Annotated in this window: 17 protein-coding genes, 1 tRNA gene and 1 other annotated feature; of the genes, 16 read left to right on the top strand and 2 right to left on the bottom strand. The window is 31.1% G+C overall.

Annotated features, from left to right (window positions below; translation table 11 throughout):
- Nucleotides 1-6 precede the first annotated feature (6 nt).
- The gene (locus tag FVE75_RS01450) at nt 7-1,266 is read left to right on the top strand and encodes an efflux RND transporter periplasmic adaptor subunit (RefSeq protein WP_147004870.1); all 1,260 of its coding nucleotides are present in this window, start codon (nt 7-9) and stop codon (nt 1,264-1,266) included.
- A gap of 175 nt (nt 1,267-1,441) precedes the next feature.
- Here FVE75_RS01450 and FVE75_RS01455 read toward each other — a convergent pair whose 3' ends face one another.
- Nucleotides 1,442-2,593, bottom strand: a complete 1,152-nt coding sequence (locus tag FVE75_RS01455) for a CapA family protein (RefSeq protein ID WP_147004871.1) — start codon at nt 2,591-2,593, stop codon at nt 1,442-1,444.
- 182 nt (nt 2,594-2,775) lie between these two features.
- On the opposite strand from FVE75_RS01455, the gene asnA reads away from it, so the two are divergent.
- Nucleotides 2,776-3,792, top strand: coding sequence for an aspartate--ammonia ligase (gene asnA / locus FVE75_RS01460; protein WP_147004872.1), 1,017 nt, complete (start codon nt 2,776-2,778; stop codon nt 3,790-3,792).
- 609 nt (nt 3,793-4,401) lie between these two features.
- On the opposite strand, the gene FVE75_RS01465 is transcribed toward asnA, so the two are convergent.
- Nucleotides 4,402-4,860 carry a DIP1984 family protein gene (locus FVE75_RS01465; protein WP_147004873.1) on the bottom strand — a complete coding sequence of 153 codons (459 nt, stop codon included), beginning with the start codon at nt 4,858-4,860 and terminating at the stop codon, nt 4,402-4,404.
- A 260-nt stretch (nt 4,861-5,120) separates the two neighbouring features.
- On the opposite strand from FVE75_RS01465, the gene FVE75_RS01470 reads away from it, so the two are divergent.
- The 14 genes from FVE75_RS01470 (at nt 5,121) to rpoB (ending at nt 19,807) form a co-directional block, all read left to right on the top strand.
- Nucleotides 5,121-6,086, top strand: coding sequence for a thiamine pyrophosphate-dependent dehydrogenase E1 component subunit alpha (locus FVE75_RS01470; protein ID WP_147004874.1), 966 nt, complete (start codon nt 5,121-5,123; stop codon nt 6,084-6,086).
- A gap of 15 nt (nt 6,087-6,101) precedes the next feature.
- Nucleotides 6,102-7,094, top strand: coding sequence for an alpha-ketoacid dehydrogenase subunit beta (locus tag FVE75_RS01475; protein ID WP_147004875.1), 993 nt, complete (start codon nt 6,102-6,104; stop codon nt 7,092-7,094).
- A 39-nt stretch (nt 7,095-7,133) separates the two neighbouring features.
- On the top strand, nt 7,134-8,168 hold the full coding sequence (locus FVE75_RS01480; protein ID WP_147004876.1) for a dihydrolipoamide acetyltransferase: 1,035 nt from the start codon (nt 7,134-7,136) through the stop codon (nt 8,166-8,168).
- 55 nt (nt 8,169-8,223) lie between these two features.
- Entirely contained in the window at nt 8,224-9,957 is a 1,734-nt protein-coding gene (gene lpdA, locus FVE75_RS01485; RefSeq protein ID WP_147004877.1) for a dihydrolipoyl dehydrogenase, read from the top strand.
- A 45-nt stretch (nt 9,958-10,002) separates the two neighbouring features.
- On the top strand, nt 10,003-10,995 hold the full coding sequence (locus tag FVE75_RS01490) for a lipoate--protein ligase (protein WP_147004878.1): 993 nt from the start codon (nt 10,003-10,005) through the stop codon (nt 10,993-10,995).
- Nucleotides 10,996-12,064: 1,069 nt separating this feature from the next.
- Nucleotides 12,065-12,214, top strand: coding sequence for a 50S ribosomal protein L33 (rpmG, locus tag FVE75_RS01495; RefSeq protein ID WP_021745196.1), 150 nt, complete (start codon nt 12,065-12,067; stop codon nt 12,212-12,214).
- 16 nt (nt 12,215-12,230) lie between these two features.
- Nucleotides 12,231-12,306 (top strand) — tRNA-Trp (locus tag FVE75_RS01500).
- 132 nt (nt 12,307-12,438) lie between these two features.
- On the top strand, nt 12,439-12,654 hold the full coding sequence (gene secE / locus FVE75_RS01505; protein WP_147004879.1) for a preprotein translocase subunit SecE: 216 nt from the start codon (nt 12,439-12,441) through the stop codon (nt 12,652-12,654).
- Nucleotide 12,655: 1 nt separating this feature from the next.
- Entirely contained in the window at nt 12,656-13,282 is a 627-nt protein-coding gene (gene nusG / locus FVE75_RS01510; RefSeq protein WP_147004880.1) for a transcription termination/antitermination protein NusG, read from the top strand.
- Nucleotides 13,283-13,399: 117 nt separating this feature from the next.
- Nucleotides 13,400-13,825, top strand: a complete 426-nt coding sequence (rplK, locus tag FVE75_RS01515; RefSeq protein WP_021745199.1) for a 50S ribosomal protein L11 — start codon at nt 13,400-13,402, stop codon at nt 13,823-13,825.
- A 114-nt stretch (nt 13,826-13,939) separates the two neighbouring features.
- Nucleotides 13,940-14,647, top strand: coding sequence for a 50S ribosomal protein L1 (rplA, locus tag FVE75_RS01520; RefSeq protein WP_147004881.1), 708 nt, complete (start codon nt 13,940-13,942; stop codon nt 14,645-14,647).
- 121 nt (nt 14,648-14,768) lie between these two features.
- Nucleotides 14,769-14,929 (top strand) — a sequence feature (ribosomal protein L10 leader region).
- Between the two features lie 12 nt (nt 14,930-14,941).
- A complete protein-coding gene (gene rplJ / locus FVE75_RS01525) occupies nt 14,942-15,448 on the top strand; it encodes a 50S ribosomal protein L10 (protein WP_021745201.1) in 507 nt (168 codons plus the stop codon).
- A 64-nt stretch (nt 15,449-15,512) separates the two neighbouring features.
- A complete protein-coding gene (gene rplL, locus FVE75_RS01530) occupies nt 15,513-15,884 on the top strand; it encodes a 50S ribosomal protein L7/L12 (protein ID WP_147004882.1) in 372 nt (123 codons plus the stop codon).
- Between the two features lie 476 nt (nt 15,885-16,360).
- Nucleotides 16,361-19,807: a DNA-directed RNA polymerase subunit beta gene (gene rpoB, locus FVE75_RS01535; RefSeq protein ID WP_147004883.1), complete on the top strand. Its 3,447-nt coding sequence runs from the start codon at nt 16,361-16,363 to the stop codon at nt 19,805-19,807.
- The last annotated feature ends 66 nt before the right edge of the window (nt 19,808-19,873 follow it).

Genomic DNA, 19,873 nt, shown 5'->3' on the forward strand with positions numbered 1-19,873 from the left:
AGAAATTTGAGAAAAAAAGATGAGATAATTTGGATAATGCCCGTAATTTTTATTTTTATTATTCTTTTTATGATAAAATTCTGTACTCCCAAAATTAATCAGAAATATGTTATTGAAAAAATAACACGTGAAAATCTTGAACTTTTTGTGGACATGAAAGGAACTGTTGTTGCACATAATATTACTAAAATTGGACTGGATGTGAATTTATCCATTGATGATGTTTATTACAAAGCTGGAGATTTTGTAAAAAAGGGCGATGTAATAGTGAAATTTAGCGATTATCAGAAAAATAGATTGAATGAAAAACGTATGTTATTAGTGATTAAAAATCGGGAATTACGAAATTTGAAAAAACAAAAGGAATTGGGAGCTGATGTTAGTCAGAAAATTCAGGAATTACGTGGAGAAATATCAGGATTGGAAATTGAAATTAAAGATGAAATGAGAAATACAAGATTGGTTCAGAGAAGTGTAAGAAGTCCATTTGACGCTTATATTGCGAAAATTAATGCAGTGAAAGGTGGAATTACAAATAAAAATGAGCCTATTTTGATTCTTGCTAAAAGGAAAGATTTAAAAATAGTTAGTGAAAGCGTGAAAAGTGATAAAGTTAAAAATCTGAAAATTGGGAATGTGGCTAAAATTAATATTTTTAGGAGAGAAAATAAAAAGATTGGGGAAGAGAAATCGCTTGAAGAATTAGTTGAAATTAAAAATGATAAGAATAAGGAAATTTTGCGAGATAAGGATAAAGTAAAAGAGAATTCAGATTTATTTTCTGAAAAAAAAGTTATTGAAGCAGAATTAATTAAGATTAATAAAATTGGGGATATGAATATGTTTGAGTTTTTGCCAACATTATTTAAGGATTTGTTTTTAAACGAGCAAGTGGATATTCGTGTGATTTATAAGAAAAAAGAGAATATTCTAGCTGTTCCTAAAAAGGCTGTTATTTTTAAAAATCAGAAAAGTTATATTTATTTGATTGATAAGAATAATTTGGTTAAAGAAAAGGAAGTGTTTATTGGGATGAATAACGGAGAGAAAATTGAAATTTTTGGAATGGATATTGGAGAAGGAATGGAGATTATTGGGAATCCTGATGATAAAATTGGGAATAATGTGATTGTGGAACGAAGGAATATTAAGGATGAGGAAATTGAAAAGAGGAAAAAATTGGAAAGGTTAGAGAGGGAAAATGAAAAGCTGGGGAATAGAATGGATGAGAATGAGAGGGAGATTATCAGACTGAAAAGAAAATAAAATCAGGATGTTTTTATCCTGATTTCCAGCTATATTTTTTAAATTTGTGAAAAATAAAAGAAAAAGTTTTTAATTTATACTCAAGCCTATTTTAAATTAAACTGCTAAAATTATATAAATTTATGGTTTGAGTAAAATAGTCATAGCTTTTGAGTTTAGTTTTAAATAAGTTTTACTATAGATCATTAGTCTTAGTAATTTTTCCTTCTTCGCTGATAGAAAGCCCATTTCCATTTGGAAAATCAGATTTATTTAAGGAAATTATCTTTTTTATTGCTAATTTTTCTGAATCTATAAAAGGACCTAAACTTTTGTAAGTTTGTCTTACTGGAATAATTTCTCCAGAAATAAAATCTCCTTTATTATTTATTTTGATTTTAAAAATAGGTGCAATTCCCATTGAACCAGAAACGTTTATTTTTCCAAAAGTTGCAAAATTTCCTCCGCTATATGAAATAAATTTATTTTTGTAAAGTTCGACTGCTCTTGTAACGTGAGGGCCTTGCCCAAAGATTACATCAGCTCCATTGTCTATAGCAAAATGGGCAAACTCATAAACATTTCCTCTATCTTCGCCATGAAAAATTTCATGTCTTTTAGTAATGTGTTCAGCATTAGCACCTTCGGCTCCACCATGAAACATAACAATTACAATATCAACTTTTGATTTTAATTCAGAAATAAGTTTTTTTGCATAATTATAATCATTTAGTTTTACAGTAGCTGAATTTGGAGAAAATGAAATAAATCCAAATTTTTTTCCATCTTTTTCTAAAACAGCACTTTCAGTAATATCTTTAATTCCAGAATATTTTATTCCTAAATTATCAAGATTTTTCATAGTTTCCTTAATTCCAATTTCTCCAAAATCATTGCTATGGTTATTGGCAATGCTCAAATAATCAAATCCAGCCTGTTTTAGATATGTCCCGTATCTTGAAGGCATACGAAAGACATAACATACATTTGGATTATTACAGCTTTTGGGAGTTCCGCCTGTATCAAATAGTGTTCCTTCCAGATTTCCTGCAGTTATGTCAGCATTTTTCAGTATATTTTGCGTGTTTTTAAGAATATTGGCATCATTTTCAGGAAGCAGATATTCAAAAGGGTAATTTGAGCCAAGCATTATATCTCCAACGCCAATTATTGTAAATTCTGTTTTTTCATTGTATTTATCATTTTTAGGAGTATCTGATTCTTTAGTTTTTAATATTTTTTCTGAATTAATGAATTTCTTCCAAAAGTTTTTAAAATTGTGATTTGTAGTAATTATAGCAAGTAGAGAAATTAAAATAGTAAACAAAATTAATAACTTTTTTTTCATAACATCCTTTCATAAATAATTTTTGAAATTTTCTAATTTTTTAGAAGTGGATATATTTTACACCTCTTTCTTCTAAAAAGCAACCAAAATACTATGTTATAAAATAAAAAAATTTGACAATAAATAATAATTTTGATACCATTTAAAAGTAGAATAAAAAAACTGGGAAAGAAGGAGAGTATATGTCAAGTATTATAATTCCAAAAAATTATGATTCCAAATACGGAATTATGGAAACAGAAATTGCCATAAAAGTGGCGAAAGACTGCTTTGAGAGAGAACTTGCAAAAGCATTGGATTTAACAAGAATTTCAGCACCTATGTTTGTCAGAAAGTCTGCTGGGATTAATGATAATCTGAATGGAGTTGAACGTCCTGTGGCTTTTGAAATGAAAGAAATGCCAGATACTACATTGGAAATTGTGCATTCACTTGCAAAATGGAAAAGAATTGCATTAAAGCAGTATGGTGTAGAGGCTGGAAAAGGTATTTACACAGATATGAATGCAATTAGAAGAGATGAAGATTTGGATAACACTCATTCAATTTACGTGGATCAATGGGACTGGGAAAAGGTTGTCTCAAAAGAGGATAGAAATTTAGAGTTTTTAAAAGAAACTGTAAAAAAAATCTATCAAGTCTTTTTAAATACAGAAAAAGAATTGACAGATAAATTTAGTAAATTTGAAAAATTTTTACCAAAGGAAGTAACTTTTATAACTTCACAAGAATTAGAAAATTTATATCCTGAATTGACTCCAAATGAAAGAGAAGAAAGATTTGCAAAAGAAAATGGCGCAGTATTTATTATGCAAATTGGAAAAATGTTAAATTCTGGACAAAGACATGATGGGCGTGCTCCAGATTATGATGATTGGGAACTGAATGGAGATTTGATTATGTGGAATCCAGTTCTCGATAGTTCATTAGAATTATCGTCAATGGGAATCCGTGTAGATAAAAAGGCGCTAGAACGTCAATTGAAGGAATTGAACTTAGAAGAGCGAAAAAATCTTGATTTTCATAAAATGCTTTTAAATGATGAATTACCGTTAACAATCGGTGGAGGAATCGGACAGTCGAGAATTTGTATGTTCTTGTTACAAAAAGCACATATTGGAGAAGTTCAGGCTTCTGTTTGGACTCCTGAAATCGTAAAAAAATGTAAAGAAAATGGAATTAATCTTTTATGGTATTAAGATAAAAAAGAAAAAAGTGAATTACTAATTAATCTTAGTTTTTCACTTTTTATATTGGTTTTATTTTTATAAATTTACGATAAATCAAGTCTAATACAATTATAGTAAAACTTATTTAAAACTAAACTCAAAAGCTATAACTATTTCTTAAATTTATATAATTTTAGCAGTTTAATTTAAAATAGGTTTGAGTATATAAGGTTGTATAATATTTAGCGTTGGTGAGAGAAAAAATTCTCTCCCAACGCTAAATTTATTTACTGTAAGTCATGTTTAAACAATGTTAAAAAAATATAAATAAAAAAGTTGCTTTATATTTAACAGTCTACACATTATAACTAAAGTAATCCCGCAACCCAACCTCGATATTACTAATTAACATATGGTAGTAACATTTACAATGATTCGTACTGATGTAACAATACTGGGATTAATCGTAATTATTGTAACTTCCCCGCATTACGTCATTTTGTAGGATATTTTTTTCCTAATATCCAGAGGCTTATGTTCACCTTAATAATATCTACGCCCAAAATTTATTGTGAATTTTCTAATTAAAGAATATAAACTTAATATTTTTAAATAGAATTTAGTATAAGTTATATTTTTCTATTCTTCAATCAAATCAATAGTCCAGTTTGCCTGCTGTAATTTTGTATCAGTTTCACGAATTTCCTTAGACAGTTTATCTAGCTGCTTTTGCTGTGCTGGAACATTAATCGTACTAAAAACCTTTATTTCTGTTGAGGAATAAAGATTTATCTTTTGGCTTGCAATTTCTATAAATTCACGCAGAATCCCTGCTTTTTGTGAAAGAGTGTCTTTTTTTGCAATTAGTTCAACTAATGAAATCCCATTAATTTTTGAAAGAGTATTTGTTTTGTTTATTTTTATTATTAAATCATTTAGCTGGGAAATCAAGTCATCTAATTCAGTTAATAAAAATTCGGGATTTTCGGTAGGTTCTTCATTTTCTTGAACTTTAGCATTATTATTAAGTCTTGTTTTTAACTGTGAAATTCTTTTTTGAATATCGGCACGTAAAATAAGAGCTTCAGCGATTTTCATTTAATTTATCCTCCAATTCTTAATTTTTTAGTACTTTAAAGTATAATGTAAAATTTATAAAATGTAAAGGATAATTTTGTATAATAGAAAAGATTAAAGTTAGTAAAAGAAATAAGTACTTAAAAGATATTTTTTTAACTTGTAAATATTTGTTGTAATGATTACAAAATTATGATAAAATTAACTGGAAAATTTTGAAAAACAAAATATTGATTGTTAAAAATTTATAAAGATATAAAATATATTTAATGGAGGGAATTATGGAACTATCAAAAGGTAAATTGCTGAATATTTACGAACGAATGCTTAGCATTAGAAATTTTGATTTAAAGGTAAATCAGCTTGTGAAAAGAGGAATGGTGCCTGGAATGACACATTTGTCAGTAGGAGAAGAAGCAGCAAATGTTGGTGCTATTGCGGCATTGAATGCTGATGATCTTATTACATCTAATCACAGAGGACATGGACAGGTTATCGCTAAAGGGATTGACTTGAATGGAATGATGGCTGAAATTATGGGAAAGGCTACTGGAACTTGTAAAGGTAAAGGTGGTTCGATGCACATTGCTGATTTAGAAAGCGGAAACTTGGGAGCAAATGGAATTGTCGGTGGTGGACATGGAATGGCAGTTGGTGCAGCTTATACTCAGAAAGTGAAGAATACTGGAAAAATAGTAGTTTGTTTTTTCGGAGATGGAGCTACAAATGAAGGAAGTTTTCACGAAGCGATGAACTTGGCGTCAGTATGGAATGTACCTGTTATTTTTTATGCAATTAATAATGGATATGGAATAAGTACTTCAATTAATAGTGTTGCAAAAGTGGAGCATCTTTATCAAAGGGCTGCAGCTTATGGAATGCCAGGATATTTTATTGAAGATGGAAATAATGTTCTTTCAGTTTATGAAACTTTTGAAAAGGCTGTAAAGGATGTGCGAGAAGGAAAAGGACCTGTATTTATTGAAAGCGTAACTTATAGATGGTTCGGGCATTCGAGTTCTGATCCTGGAAAATACAGAACAAAAGAAGAGGTTGACGAATGGAAGTTAAAAGATCCTAACTTAAAATTCAGAAATTACTTGCTTGAAAATAATATTGCGACAGAGGAAGAATTAGTAGAACTTGAAGAAAAATCAAAAAAACAGATTGAAGATGCAGTAGAATTTGCAAAAAATAGTCCAGAACCTACGTTGGAATCTGCATTTGAAGATATATTTGCGAATTAGAAAAGGAGATAGAAAATGGAAACAAAGTTGATGTCTGTAAAAGAGGCAATTATTACAGCAATGTCGGAAGAGATGAGAAGAGATGAAAATGTATTTTTAATGGGAGAAGATGTAGGAATTTTTGGAGGGGATTTTGGAACATCAGTTGGAATGCTTGATGAATTTGGGCCAGAAAGAATAAAAGATACTCCAATTTCAGAGTCAGCAATTTCTGGAGCTGCAGTTGGTGCTGCAATGACAGGGCTTCGTCCTATAGTTGATGTAACATTTATGGATTTTATCGTTTATATGATGGACAATATTGTAAATCAGGCGGCAAAAACTAGATATATGTTTGGTGGAAAAGGACAAGTGCCAGTAACATTCAGATGTGCGGCAGGTTCTGGAGTGGGTTCGGCAGCACAGCATTCACAGTCGCTTGAGTCTTGGTTTACTCATATTCCAGGAGTAAAGGTTGTTGCACCAGGAACACCTGCTGATGTAAAAGGACTTTTAAAATCAGCAATTCGTGATAATAACCCAGTAATTTTCCTTGAATATAAAGCACAATACAATATGAAAGGTGAAGTTCCTACAGATCCTGAATTTGTTATTCCTTTAGGAAAAGGAGAAATTAAAAAAGAAGGAAAAGATATTACAATTGTAACTTATGGAAGAATGCTGGAAAGAGTAATGAAGGCGGCGGAAATTGCAGAAAGTGAAGGGATTAGCGTAGAAGTGGTGGATCCTAGAACATTGATTCCGCTAGACAAGGAAATTATTTTGAATTCTGTTAAAAAAACAGGAAGAGTAATCTTAGTAAATGATGCTCACAAAACAAGCGGGTTTATCGGAGAAATTTCTGCAATTATTTCAGAAAGTGACACATTTGACTATTTGGATCACCCAATTGTGAGGTTAGCTGGAGAAGATGTACCAATACCTTATAATCACGCTCTTGAAACAGCGATGGTTCCAAGTGTGGAAAAAATTGTAGAAGCAATTAGAAAAGTAAAAAATAAACAATAAAAAATATATAGGAAGAAATAAAATAGAAAGGAAGAAGCTATGGAAAATAATGAGTTAAGAGCTACTCCTGCAGCACGTAAATTAGCGCAGCAGATGGGACTTGATCTTTTTCTTGTGAAAGGCAGTGGAGCAAATGGACGTGTTCATAAGGAAGATGTAGAAACATTTAAATTTGAAAAGCAAGTAAGAATATCGCCACTTGCTAGAAAAATAGCATTAGACCATAATCTTGAATTGGAAAATGTCGTTGGGACAGGGCATAATGGGAAAATAATGCGGGATGATATTTTGAAATTGATTGCTAAACCGCAGGAAACAGAAGACTTGGCAAGACATGAAAAAGCTGTTGTTGCAGAAGAAAAAACGGTTTCACAGCAGGATATAGAAATTGTGCCAATGTCAGCAATGAGAAAAGTTATTTCAAAACGTATGACAGAAAGTTATCTAACAGCACCTACATTCGCACTTAATTACGAAATTGACATGACTGAAGCTATTGCACTAAGAAAGAAAATACTTGATACAATTTTAGAAAGTACAGGAAAGAAAATTACAATAACAGACATTATTTCATTTGCAGTTATAAAAACTTTGTTAAAGCACAAGTTTGTAAATTCAAGTTTGTCAGAAGACGGAACACAGATTATTCTGCATAATTATGTAAACTTGGCAATTGCAGTAGGATTTGACGGTGGACTTCTTGTGCCAGTTGTAAAAGGTGCAGATAAAATGACACTTAGCGAATTAGTTGTTGAATCTAAAAAGATAGTGAAAAAAGCATTAGATATGAAGTTGACGCCTGATGAACAAAGTGGAAGCACATTTACAATAAGTAATCTTGGAATGTTTGGAGTACAAAGCTTTAACCCGATAATAAATCAGCCAAACTCAGCAATCTTGGGAGTTTCTTCTACAGTTGAAAAGCCTGTTGTTGTAAATGGTGAAATTACAGTTCGTCCAATGATGACTTTGACACTTACAATTGATCACAGAGTGGTAGATGGACTTGCTGGAGCTAAATTTATGCAGGATTTGAAAAATGCTTTGGAAAATCCAATTTCTTTGTTAATTTAAAATTAGATAGAAAATATGAAATGTAAAATTATTTGAGTATAAAGGAGTGAATTTTATGGCTACAGAGATAATTATGCCTAAAGCTGGAATAGATATGACGGAAGGGCAGATTATAAAATGGAATAAAAAAGAAGGGGAAAAGGTAGAAGAAGGGGAAATTTTACTTGAAATAATGACAGATAAGACAAGTATGGAACTGGAAGCTGAAGCATCAGGATATTTGATAAAAATAGTAAAAGGAGATGGAGAAACTGTACCTGTTACAGAAATTATCGGATATATTGGTGCAGAAGGAGAAGCAGCTCCAGAAGCAGGTTCAGCAAATACAGCAAGTGCAGCTCCAGCACAAGCTTCACAGCCAAAACCAGAAAATGTGGCTCAACCTGCACCTAAAAAAGAAAAGGCAGAAGATGAATTTGATGTCGTTGTAATTGGTGGAGGGCCTGCTGGATATGTAGCGGCAATTCGTGCAGCTCAGCTTGGTGCAAAAGTGGCAGTTGTAGAAAAAAATGAATTTGGAGGAACTTGTCTGAACAGAGGATGTATTCCTACAAAAACATTCCTTAAAAATGCTGAAATTCTCGAAGGTATCGAAATGGCAAGCAAAAGAGGAATTATTTTGGAAAGTGAAAAATACACAATTGACATGCCAAAAGTTGTGCAGTTGAAAAATGAAATTGTTAAAACATTGACAAATGGTGTAAGAGGACTTTTAAAGAGCAACGAAATTAAAATGTTTAATGGAGTTGGAAAAATCAATAAGGATAAAGATGTTGTTGTAAATGGAGAAACTGTTTTAAGAGCTGATAAAATAATCTTAGCTGGTGGATCGAAAGTTGGAAAAATCAATATTCCTGGAATTGAAAGCAACAAAGTTCTTACAAGTGATGACATTTTAGACATACAGCAAATTCCAAAATCACTTACTGTAATTGGTGGAGGAGTTGTTGGAATTGAGCTTGGACAAGTGTTCTTATCATTTGGAAGTGAAGTTACAGTTGTGGAAATGATGGATAGAATTGTACCAGGAGTAGACAGGGAATCTTCAGCTGTACTTAGAAAAGAGCTTGAGAAAAAAGGAATGAAAATATTAACTTCTACACAAATTAAGGAAATAGTTGATGATGGACACAACTTAACAATCAAAGTTGACGGACATGATGACATTGTTTCTGAAAAAGCATTATTGTCAATCGGAAGAGTACCTGATTTAGAAGCTATTGGAGAAATTGAGCTAGAAATGGAAAAAGGTCGAATCAAAGTTGATAAATATATGGAAACAAGTGTACCTGGAATTTATGCACCAGGAGATATAAATGGAATCAAGATGCTTGCTCATGCGGCATTCAGAATGGGAGAAGTTGCGGCTGAAAATGCAGTTCAAGGAAACCATAGGGAAGTTAGACTTGAAACAACTCCATCTGCAATTTATACAGTACCAGAAGTGGCAATGGCAGGACTTACAGAAGAAGAAGCAAAAGCAAAATATGACATTAAAGTTGGTAAATTCCAATTCGCAGCAAATGGAAGAGCGTTGGCTTCAGGAGAATCAGCAGGATTTGTAAAAGTTATAGTTGATAAAAAATATGACGAAATTCTTGGGGTGCACATTGTAGGACCATCAGCGGCAGAAATGATTAACGAAGCATCAGGACTTATGGCAATGGAAATTACAGTAGATGAAGTGATTAAAACAATCTATGCTCATCCAACTTACTCAGAAGCTCTGTTTGAAGCATGTGCAGATGCATTAGATGAAGCGATTCATTTACCTAGAAAAAGAAAATAATAAAAAAGTGAAATAAATTGAAATTTTGAAAGGAATTTTAAACATATGAAATATTATGTTAGTAAGTCAAATGATCCAGCATTTAACATTGCTTTAGAAGAATATTGCTTTAAGCAGCTGCGTGATATTGATGAAATATTTTTACTTTGGATAAATGAGCCAACAATTGTTGTAGGAAAATATCAAAATACAATTGAGGAAATTAACACAGAATATACTCGTGAAAAAGGAATTCATGTTGTTCGTAGAATTTCTGGAGGAGGTGCAGTTTACCACGATTTAAACAATTTAAACTACACAATTATTTCCAATAAGCAGGAAGATAAGGAAGGTTTTAACTTTAAGGAATTTTCAAAGCCAATTATAGAAACTCTAGCAGAATTGGGAGTAAAAGCAGAATTTACAGGACGAAATGATTTGGAAATAGATGGACAGAAATTTTGCGGAAACGCTCAAGCATACATAAAAGGACGTGTAATGCACCATGGATGCCTATTGTTTGATGTAAATTTTGGAGAATTAGGAAATGCATTGAAAGTTTCAAAGGATAAAATTGAGTCAAAAGGCGTAAAATCAGTAAGAAGCCGTGTTACAAATATACTTCCTCATTTGAAAGAACCTATCACCGTAAATGAATTTGGTGAAAAAATAATGGAATATATGAAAAAACAGTATCCAGATATGAAAGAGTATGTTTTTAGCAAAGAGGAGCTGGATTACATTGCCAAGAGAGCTGAAATTAAGAGAAGCTGGGAATGGAATTACGGAGAGTCGCCAGAATTTAATATAACTAGAGGAAAGAGATTTGAAAATGGTAAAATCCAAATTTTTGCCACAGTAGAAAACTCTAGAATTAAAAATATCAAATTCTATGGAGATTTCTTTGGTAAAAATGAAGATTTGAGTGAAATTGAAAATCTTTTGAAAGATACGAAATATACAAGAGAAGCTGTGAAAGAAAAATTAGAAACAGTTGATATTGGTGAATATTTTTCTAGATTTACGGTAGATGAAGTTGTGGAAGTTATTGTTGAGTAGCAATAATATGTTCAAATTTTTAAAAATTGAACTAATAAATCAAGTGATTTTTAAGCTTGATTTTAAAATATAACTTTAGTAAAAAAATAAGCACTTTGAAAACAGAGTGCTTTTTTGAAATTAAATTTAAAGTGCATCCAAAACTTTGGACAATCAAGTGAAAAAAACTAATTTTCTGTTTGTTAAAATATAATTTTAGAGAGATATTTAATTGCGGGCAAAAGAAGTATAAGCTACACAGATGAATTTAAAAACCCTGTTGGATTGAAATTTGAATATTAAAAATCTTAAAAAAATTCTAAAAAGAGGTAATGTTATGAAAAAAAAATATTATTTTGTTTTTTGACATTTTTAGGAGTTCTTATAATAAGAAATACATATTATCATATAATTAAACCTGTTTTTTTCAATTATAACTTATGATGATCCTTTCCCTAAATTTTATTTAGATTTAACTTCTGAAATATAAGTTAATCAGTTCTTTCAGAAACAATAACTACTTCAGCTTATATATTGAATGAACGTGGATTTAATGTCCACCATTTAAAAGAAAAAATAAAAAATTAATTTATTATGGCGAAATTTCAGAATTAAAAAAATAAGAAATTATTGGATTTGTTATGGAAAAATTGGTAATAATAATAAAATTTATTTTATTATAAATCAAAAAATGAGATAGAAGTTTTAGGAACAACAAAAGAAGAATTGAATAGAAAAATTAAGAAAAAATTAATTTTCATGATCCAAGATTTTATATGGTTCGTTTTGGTGGAATTATAGTAGATATGATGTATATGGATGATGCAATTGAAGCAATTATTAAACTTATGGAAGCAGACTTTTATAAATTTAATAAGTATATAAAATGCAAATTAAGGAGTACTAAGGAATTAGAAATATATAAGAAATATTTTTTTTAATATATTTTTGTAACAAATGTTTGGCATCTATACACTAAAAAAACAAAAAGTAAAGAAAATAGTGTTGACAAAAAATACAGAGTATGGTATTATAAATGAGCTAGTTTATTCTGGTAATACCAATATTTTATTGGGAGGGATAGAAAACGATGAGAGTACAAGTTATTTTAGAATGCACTGAAACTAAGTTGAGACATTATGTTACAACTAAAAACAAAAAAACTCATCCTGAAAGATTAGAGTTAAGAAAATACAACCCAGTGCTTAAAAGACATTCTCTTTATAGAGAAGTTAAATAATCTCATAAAAATAGATAGGTCAGTAGTTCAATTGGTAGAGCGTCGGTCTCCAAAACCGAAAGTTGCGGGTTCGATTCCTGCCTGGCCTGCCATTTTATTTTATGGGAATTTTTTTTTGAAAGTATCAATTTGATTAATATCATAAAGATTGATCAAGTGTTAAATGATTATACAGTCAATGTTTAGGTTTTGTTTAAATTCCTAAATAATTCTAGGAGAAAATCATGAGTAAATTTAATTTAAAAGAAGTTTTGGGAAATTTACGTGAAGAATATAAAAAGATATATTGGCCTGATAAAATAGAAGTTTATCATGTAACTATAATTGTGATTCTTATGACAGCATTTATAGCGATATATACACTACTTTTTGATACAGCGTTTAATTTTGTGCTGGCAAAGATAAGTGATATTTTGAAAAATCTTATAGGAGGCGCGTAAAGTGACTGAAACAAAGGAAAAAAATGAAGATGAAATTGTATACGAAAAAAAATGGTATATAATTCATACGTATTCTGGCTATGAAAAAAAAGTGGCGACAGATCTTGAAAAAAGAATAGAGTCGCTTGACTTGACAGATAGAGTTTTTAGAATTTTAGTTCCTGAAGAAGAGGTGCTAGAAGAAAAGCGTGGTAAACAAGTAAAAGTTTCAAGAAAACTTTTTCCAAGTTACGTAATGATAGAAATGCTTTCTGTTAGAGAAGAAAATGAGCTAGGATTAGGGTATCGTGTTGATAGTGATGCTTGGTATGTTATAAGAAATACCAATGGAGTTACTGGATTTGTAGGAGTTGGAAGTGATCCAATACCGTTGTCTGATGAAGAAGCTTCAGATTTACTTGCTAAAGTTGGTATTGATGTCGAAGGTGAAGAAAGAATACCAAGATTTGATATTAATTTTGAAGTTGGTGAGGTTGTTACCGTTAAAAGCGGTTCTTTTGACGGGCAACAAGGAGAAATTTCTGAAATTGACTACGAACACGGTAAAGTAAAGGTTATGCTTGAAGTTTTAGGACGTTTAACTCCAGTAGAAGTAGAGCATACTGAAATAGAAAAAATAGACTATTAAAAGTCAAAAATAAAATTGAAAAACAAAAGTATTATTAAAGAATAATAATTAGCGAAATTTTAATTTGAAAGAAAAAGTGGGAGATTTAACAAATTCAATTACCACAAAGGAGGAAAAATGGCTAAAGAAGTAATCGGGAAGATTAAATTACAATTAGAAGCGGGGAAAGCGAATCCTGCACCACCAGTAGGACCTGCATTAGGACAACATGGGGTAAATATTGCAGAATTTTGTAAAGCGTTTAATGCTCAAACACAAGATAAAATGGGATTTGTAATTCCAGTAGAAATAACTGTTTATGCAGATAGAAGTTTTACTTTTGTTTTAAAAACTCCACCTGCATCAGATTTATTGAAAAAAGCGGCTAAAGTTCAAAAAGGTGCTGGAAACTCTTTAAAAGAAGTTGCTGGAACTATAACAAAAGCTCAATTACAAGAAATTGCAGAAACAAAAATGCCGGACTTAAATGCTGGATCAGTTGAAGCAGCTATGAATATTATTGCAGGAACTGCAAGAAGTATGGGAATCAAAATTTCTGAATAATAAAAAAGAAATTTTAATAACCGATAATATAATTCTATAATAAAAAAATTAAATGATTAGTAAAACAAGTGGGAGATTTAGTAAATTCAATTACCACAGAGGAGGAAATAATAAATGGCAAAAAGAGGAAAAAGATATAATAACATTTCTCAAAAAGTAGATAAAATGAAAGTTTACACACCAGAAGAAGCGTTGGAATTAGTTTTTGAAACTAAAAGTGCTAAATTTGTGGAAACAGTAGAGTTGGCAATAAGATTGGGAGTAGATCCAAGACATGCTGATCAACAAGTAAGAGGTACAGTTTCATTGCCAAATGGTACAGGTAAAACTGTAAGAATTTTAGCTATCACAAGTGGAGAAAATATTGACAAAGCATTAGCTGCAGGAGCAGATTTTGCTGGGGATGATGAATACATTAACAAAATTCAAAATGGATGGTTAGATTTTGATTTAGTAATTGCTACACCTGATATGATGCCTAAATTAGGTAGATTAGGAAGAATCTTAGGAACTAAAGGATTAATGCCTAATCCTAAATCAGGAACAGTTACAACAAATGTTGAACAAACAGTTCAAGAATTTAAAAAAGGAAAAGTTGCGTTTAAAGTTGATAAATTAGGATCAATTCACTTGCCAATTGGAAAAGTTGACTTTACAAAAGAAGCTATCGTAGAAAACTTTAAAGTTGCTTTAGATCAAATTATTAAATTAAAACCAGCAGCTTCAAAAGGACAATATTTAAGAACAGTTGCAATCTCATTAACTATGGGACCTGGAATTAAAATTGATCCATTATTGGCTGGAGCATTTGTAGCTGAATAGTAAAAAAATAATATTACCGAGTAGATTTTTTCTATTCGGTAATTTAGAAATAATTTTTTAAAAGATACTTGCATTTTTTTAAAAGTTATTGTATAATAATACATATTGATTTGTGACACATAAATCATATAAATAATAACCAAAGACAGTAGGTAGAATGAAAGTTCTTTAAACCCTACCGAGGTAAATATTATTACAAATAGATATTAGAATAATAGATATTTTTATAGTATGATACCTCTGGGCTTATTGTTTTTGTTTCAGAGGCTTTTTATTATAAGGAGGTGAAACAAATTGCCAGCACAAGCAAAATTAGAAGCAGTAAAAAGTTTAGTTGAAAAATTAAAAGAAGCTAAAGCGGTAGTATTTGTTGATTATAAAGGGATTAGTGTTAATGAAGATACTGAACTTCGTAAAACTGCAAGAGAAGCGGGAGTAGAATATTTCGTTGCTAAAAACAGATTGTTTAAAATAGCATTGAAAGAAGCAGGATTTGATACAAATGTTGATGATTTATTAGAAGGAACTACATCGTTTGCATTAGGATATGAAGATGGAGTTGCGCCATCTAAATTAATTTTTGATTTTGGAAAAAAATTAAAAGATAAATTGTCAATTAAAGGTGGATTGCTAGAGTCTGAAAGAGTTGACGTGTCAACTGTTGAAGCATTGGCTAAATTACCATCAAGAGACGAATTACTTGGTCAAATTGCTTATGGATTGTTGTCGCCAGTTAGAATGTTGGCTGTTGCATTAACAAATGTTGCAGAACAAAAAGAAACTGGAGCATCAGCAGAGTAATTTTAAACATAAAATAATTTTAAAAATATAAAAATAAATAAAAAAATTAGGAGGAAATAAAATAATGGCATTTAATAAAGAACAATTTATAGAAGATTTAAAAGCTATGTCTGTATTAGAATTAAAAGAAGTAGTTGAAGCTATTGAAGAAACATTTGGAGTATCAGCTCAACCAGTAGCAGTTGCAGGAGGTGCAGCAGCAGGAGGTGCAGCAGCTGAAGAAAAATCTGAATTTGATGTAATCTTAGTATCTGCAGGAGGAGCTAAATTAGCAGTAATTAAAGAAGTAAGAGGAATTACTGGATTAGGACTTAAAGAAGCTAAAGAATTAGTTGAAGCTGGTGGAAAAGCAATTAAAGAAGGAGTTGCTAAAGAAGAAGCTGAAGCAATAAAAGCTCAATTAGAAGGTGCAGGAGCAACTGTAGAATTAAAATAGTAAAAAGAAAATCAATAGTGAAGACACTCTTAAGGATTATGGAGAGTGTCTTTTTCCACTACAAAACTTTAAAATTGAATAATTAGTTATTCTTTTTTGTATTAATTTTTATAAATAAGTCAAACAAATTCATAATTATAATACGATAAAGCTACTTCTAAAAGAATATCGAAAAGGATTACTTTTAGATGAATTCAGTTGTTTTTAAATAATCAAATCTGAAAGTAGTTTTGGTATAATTAACTTTAAGGCTAAATATAGAGGTTTACATGTTTAAAACAGGAGTATTTTTAGTCTATTTTTTAGTTTTTTATAGTATAACGATATGAGTTTTTATAAAGGTTGCTTAGTTTAAGTGACGTGAAATAACAAATCGAAATTATGAGAACATTTTTAGATGAAGTTTGAATTTTTAAATTTAATTTTTGATTTGAATTTAAGAAGAATGTGTTCTTTTATAGGGAGGAATTTTTTAAATGAACAAACTTATTGAAAGATATAGTTTCGGGAAAATAGTAGATAGAGGGGAAATGCCGCACTTTTTAGAATTTCAACTAAATTCTTATGAAGATTTTTTACAGACTAAAGTGCCACCTCAAAAAAGAGAAAATAAAGGTTTTGAAGCAATCTTTAATGAAATTTTTCCAATTGAATCCAGCAATGGATTACTAAAATTAGAATACTTATGGTATGAAATTCACGATAATGATGAGCCTTTAAATGATGAATTGGAATGTAAAAAAAGAGGTAAAACATATTCTGGGCAATTAAAAGTTAGATTAAAATTAACTAACAAGAGAACAGGAGAAATTCAGGAAACATTAGTTCATTTCGGAGATATACCACTTATGACTGATAAAGCGACATTTATTATAAATGGTGCTGAAAGAGTCGTTATTTCTCAATTACACAGATCACCAGGAATTACTTTTAACAAGGAATTGAATATTCAGACAGGAAAAGATGTGTTTATTGGGAAAATTATCCCTTATAAAGGAACATGGCTTGAATTTGAAACTGATAAAAATGACATCTTAAATGTAAAAATTGATAGAAGAAAGAAAGTATTATTACCAGTATTTTTAAAAGCGGTTGATTTTTTCCAAAATAATACGGAAATTATGAATCATTTCTTTGAAAAAAAAGAAGTAGAGTTATCAGAACTTTATTCAAAATATAGAGATACTGAGCTGGAAGAAGTTTTGCGTTCAAGATTAGAAGGAAGTTTTGTAAGGGAAGATATTTTAGATGAAGAAACAGGAGAGTTTGTTGCAGAAGCAGAAGAAATTATTGATATGCCTGTAATTCAGAAAATAATAGATGCAAAAGTGCCTGTAATTAATATTTGGGAAGTGAAGCCTGAAGATAGAATTATTGCAAACGCTTTAGTGCATGATAGCACAAAAAATAGTGATGAAGCTGTTATTGAAGTATTTAGAAAATTGCGTCCAGGTGACTTAGTAACTGTAGACAGTGCAAGATCGCTTGTTAAACAGATGTTTTTTAATCCGCAAAGATACGATTTGGCAGATGTTGGAAGATATAAAATTAACAAAAGATTGAAAATAGATGTACCAGCAGATGTGATTGTACTTACAAAAGAAGATGTTTTACAAACTATTGAATACGTAAAAAATCTTGTAAGTGGAGAAGGCTTTACAGATGATATTGATAACTTATCAAACAGACGTGTAAGAGGTGTTGGAGAGCTACTTTCTATCCAAATAAAAGGTGGAATGCTTAAAATGTCTAAAATGGTCAGAGAAAAAATGACAATTCAAGATATTACAACACTGACTCCGCAAAGTCTTTTAAATACAAAACCATTAAATGCGTTAATTCTTGAATTTTTTGGAAGTGGACAGCTGTCACAATTTATGGATCAGTCTAATCCATTGTCAGAATTGACTCATAAGAGAAGAATTTCAGCATTAGGACCAGGGGGACTTTCAAGAGATAGAGCAGGATTTGAGGTGCGTGACGTTCATAACTCGCATTATGGAAGAATTTGTCCAATAGAAACTCCAGAAGGACCAAATATCGGACTTATTGCTTCACTTTCAACTTATGGGAAAGTTAATAAATACGGGTTTATAGAAACTCCGTTTGTAAAAATAAACGATGGAAAAGCTGATTTTAATGATATTAGATATTTAGCAGCTGATGAAGAGGAAGGACTGTTTATCGCACAGGCTGATACTCCTATTGATAAAGACGGAAATTTCTTGACTGATGAAGTTGTTTGCCGTTATGGAGATGAAATTGTGCATATTGATAAATCAAAAGTTGATATTTTGGACGTGTCACCTAAACAGCTAGTATCTGTTTCGGCGGGATTAATTCCATTCTTGGAACATGATGACGCCAACCGTGCATTGATGGGTTCAAATATGCAACGTCAAGCAGTACCGTTGTTAAAAACACAGGCTCCTTATGTAGGAACTGGACTTGAAAGAAAAGTTGCTGTGGATTCAGGAGCAGTAATTACTTCAAAAGCAGCAGGAACTGTAACTTTTGTGGATGCAAGAAAAATTATTGTAACTGATAAAGAAGGGAAAGAACATTACCATAGATTATTAAACTTTGAAAAATCTAACCAATCAATGTGCTTACACCAAAAACCAATTATTGATTTGGGAGATAAAGTTAAAAAAGGTGACATTATTGCAGATGGACCATCTACTGCGGGTGGAGATTTGGCATTAGGTAAAAATATCTTGCTGGCATTTATGCCTTGGGAAGGATATAACTTCGAGGATGGAATCCTTATTTCTGAAAGACTTAGAAAAGATGACGTGTTTACATCAATTCATATTGAAGAATTTGATATTGAAGCAAGAACTACAAAATTAGGGGATGAAGAAATTACAAGAGAAATTCCTAATGTTTCTGAAGAAGCTTTGAGAAATCTTGATGAAAATGGAATTGTAAGAATAGGAGCTCATGTAACTCCTGATGATATCCTTGTTGGAAAAGTAACTCCAAAAGGGGAAACTGAACCACCAGCAGAAGAAAAATTATTACGTGCAATCTTTGGGGAAAAAGCAAAAGATGTAAGAGATACTTCATTAAGACTTCCACACGGAGTAAAAGGAACTGTTGTAGACGTACTTGAATTGTCTAAGGAAAATGGAGATGATTTGAAAGCTGGAGTAAATAAACTAATCAGAATTTATATTGCAGAAAAAAGAAAAATAATGGTTGGGGATAAAATGTCTGGACGTCATGGAAACAAAGGGGTTATTTCAAGAGTATTACCAGTTGAAGATATGCCACATTTAGAAAATGGAACACCGATAGATGTTTGTCTTAACCCACTTGGGGTGCCATCACGTATGAATATCGGACAGGTTTTGGAAGTGCATTTGGGACTTGCAATTGGAGATATTGACAAATATATTGCAACACCAGTATTTGATGGAGCAAGTGAAGAAGATGTTAAAAATTACTTGGAAGAAGCTGGATACAGCAGAACTGGTAAAGTAAAACTGATAGACGGAAGAACTGGACAGCCATTTGACAACCCAGTAACAGTGGGGCGTATGTATATGCTAAAACTTCACCACTTGGTAGAGGACAAAATGCATGCCAGAGCAATTGGACCATATTCACTTGTTACTCAGCAGCCACTTGGAGGAAAAGCCCAATTTGGTGGACAAAGACTTGGGGAAATGGAAGTTTGGGCATTGGAAGCCTACGGTGCGTCAAATATCCTTCAAGAAATGCTTACAGTTAAATCAGACGACATTAGCGGAAGAACAAAAACTTATGAAGCTATCGTAAAAGGACAGGCAATGCCAGAAGCAGATGCTCCAGAATCATTTAGAGTATTAATTAAGGAATTCCAGTCACTTGGATTAGATGTTGCTCTTTATGATAAAGATGGGGAACAAATTGAATTAGATAAGAATATAGATGCTTAGTAAAAAATAGTTAAAAATAAAATTTTAAATTAAAAGTTAAAATATAAAAAGTTTTCCCACTTTACT

It is taken from the genome of Leptotrichia hongkongensis, assembly GCF_007990635.1.
GTDB lineage: Bacteria > Fusobacteriota > Fusobacteriia > Fusobacteriales > Leptotrichiaceae > Leptotrichia > Leptotrichia hongkongensis.

What these genes read in the sequence shown, in the direction of transcription:
- rplK (WP_021745199.1), top strand. Translation starts at nt 13,400, where the DNA reads ATGGCTAAAGAAGTAATCGGGAAGATTAAATTACAATTAGAAGCGGGG.
- FVE75_RS01455 (WP_147004871.1), bottom strand. Translation starts at nt 2,593, where the DNA reads ATGAAAAAAAAGTTATTAATTTTGTTTACTATTTTAATTTCTCTACTT.
- FVE75_RS01470 (WP_147004874.1), top strand. Translation starts at nt 5,121, where the DNA reads ATGGAACTATCAAAAGGTAAATTGCTGAATATTTACGAACGAATGCTT.
- rplL (WP_147004882.1), top strand. Translation starts at nt 15,513, where the DNA reads ATGGCATTTAATAAAGAACAATTTATAGAAGATTTAAAAGCTATGTCT.
- secE (WP_147004879.1), top strand. Translation starts at nt 12,439, where the DNA reads ATGAGTAAATTTAATTTAAAAGAAGTTTTGGGAAATTTACGTGAAGAA.
- rpmG (WP_021745196.1), top strand. Translation starts at nt 12,065, where the DNA reads ATGAGAGTACAAGTTATTTTAGAATGCACTGAAACTAAGTTGAGACAT.
- FVE75_RS01475 (WP_147004875.1), top strand. Translation starts at nt 6,102, where the DNA reads ATGGAAACAAAGTTGATGTCTGTAAAAGAGGCAATTATTACAGCAATG.
- FVE75_RS01480 (WP_147004876.1), top strand. Translation starts at nt 7,134, where the DNA reads ATGGAAAATAATGAGTTAAGAGCTACTCCTGCAGCACGTAAATTAGCG.
- FVE75_RS01490 (WP_147004878.1), top strand. Translation starts at nt 10,003, where the DNA reads ATGAAATATTATGTTAGTAAGTCAAATGATCCAGCATTTAACATTGCT.
- FVE75_RS01465 (WP_147004873.1), bottom strand. Translation starts at nt 4,860, where the DNA reads ATGAAAATCGCTGAAGCTCTTATTTTACGTGCCGATATTCAAAAAAGA.
- rplA (WP_147004881.1), top strand. Translation starts at nt 13,940, where the DNA reads ATGGCAAAAAGAGGAAAAAGATATAATAACATTTCTCAAAAAGTAGAT.
- asnA (WP_147004872.1), top strand. Translation starts at nt 2,776, where the DNA reads ATGTCAAGTATTATAATTCCAAAAAATTATGATTCCAAATACGGAATT.
- rpoB (WP_147004883.1), top strand. Translation starts at nt 16,361, where the DNA reads ATGAACAAACTTATTGAAAGATATAGTTTCGGGAAAATAGTAGATAGA.
- lpdA (WP_147004877.1), top strand. Translation starts at nt 8,224, where the DNA reads ATGGCTACAGAGATAATTATGCCTAAAGCTGGAATAGATATGACGGAA.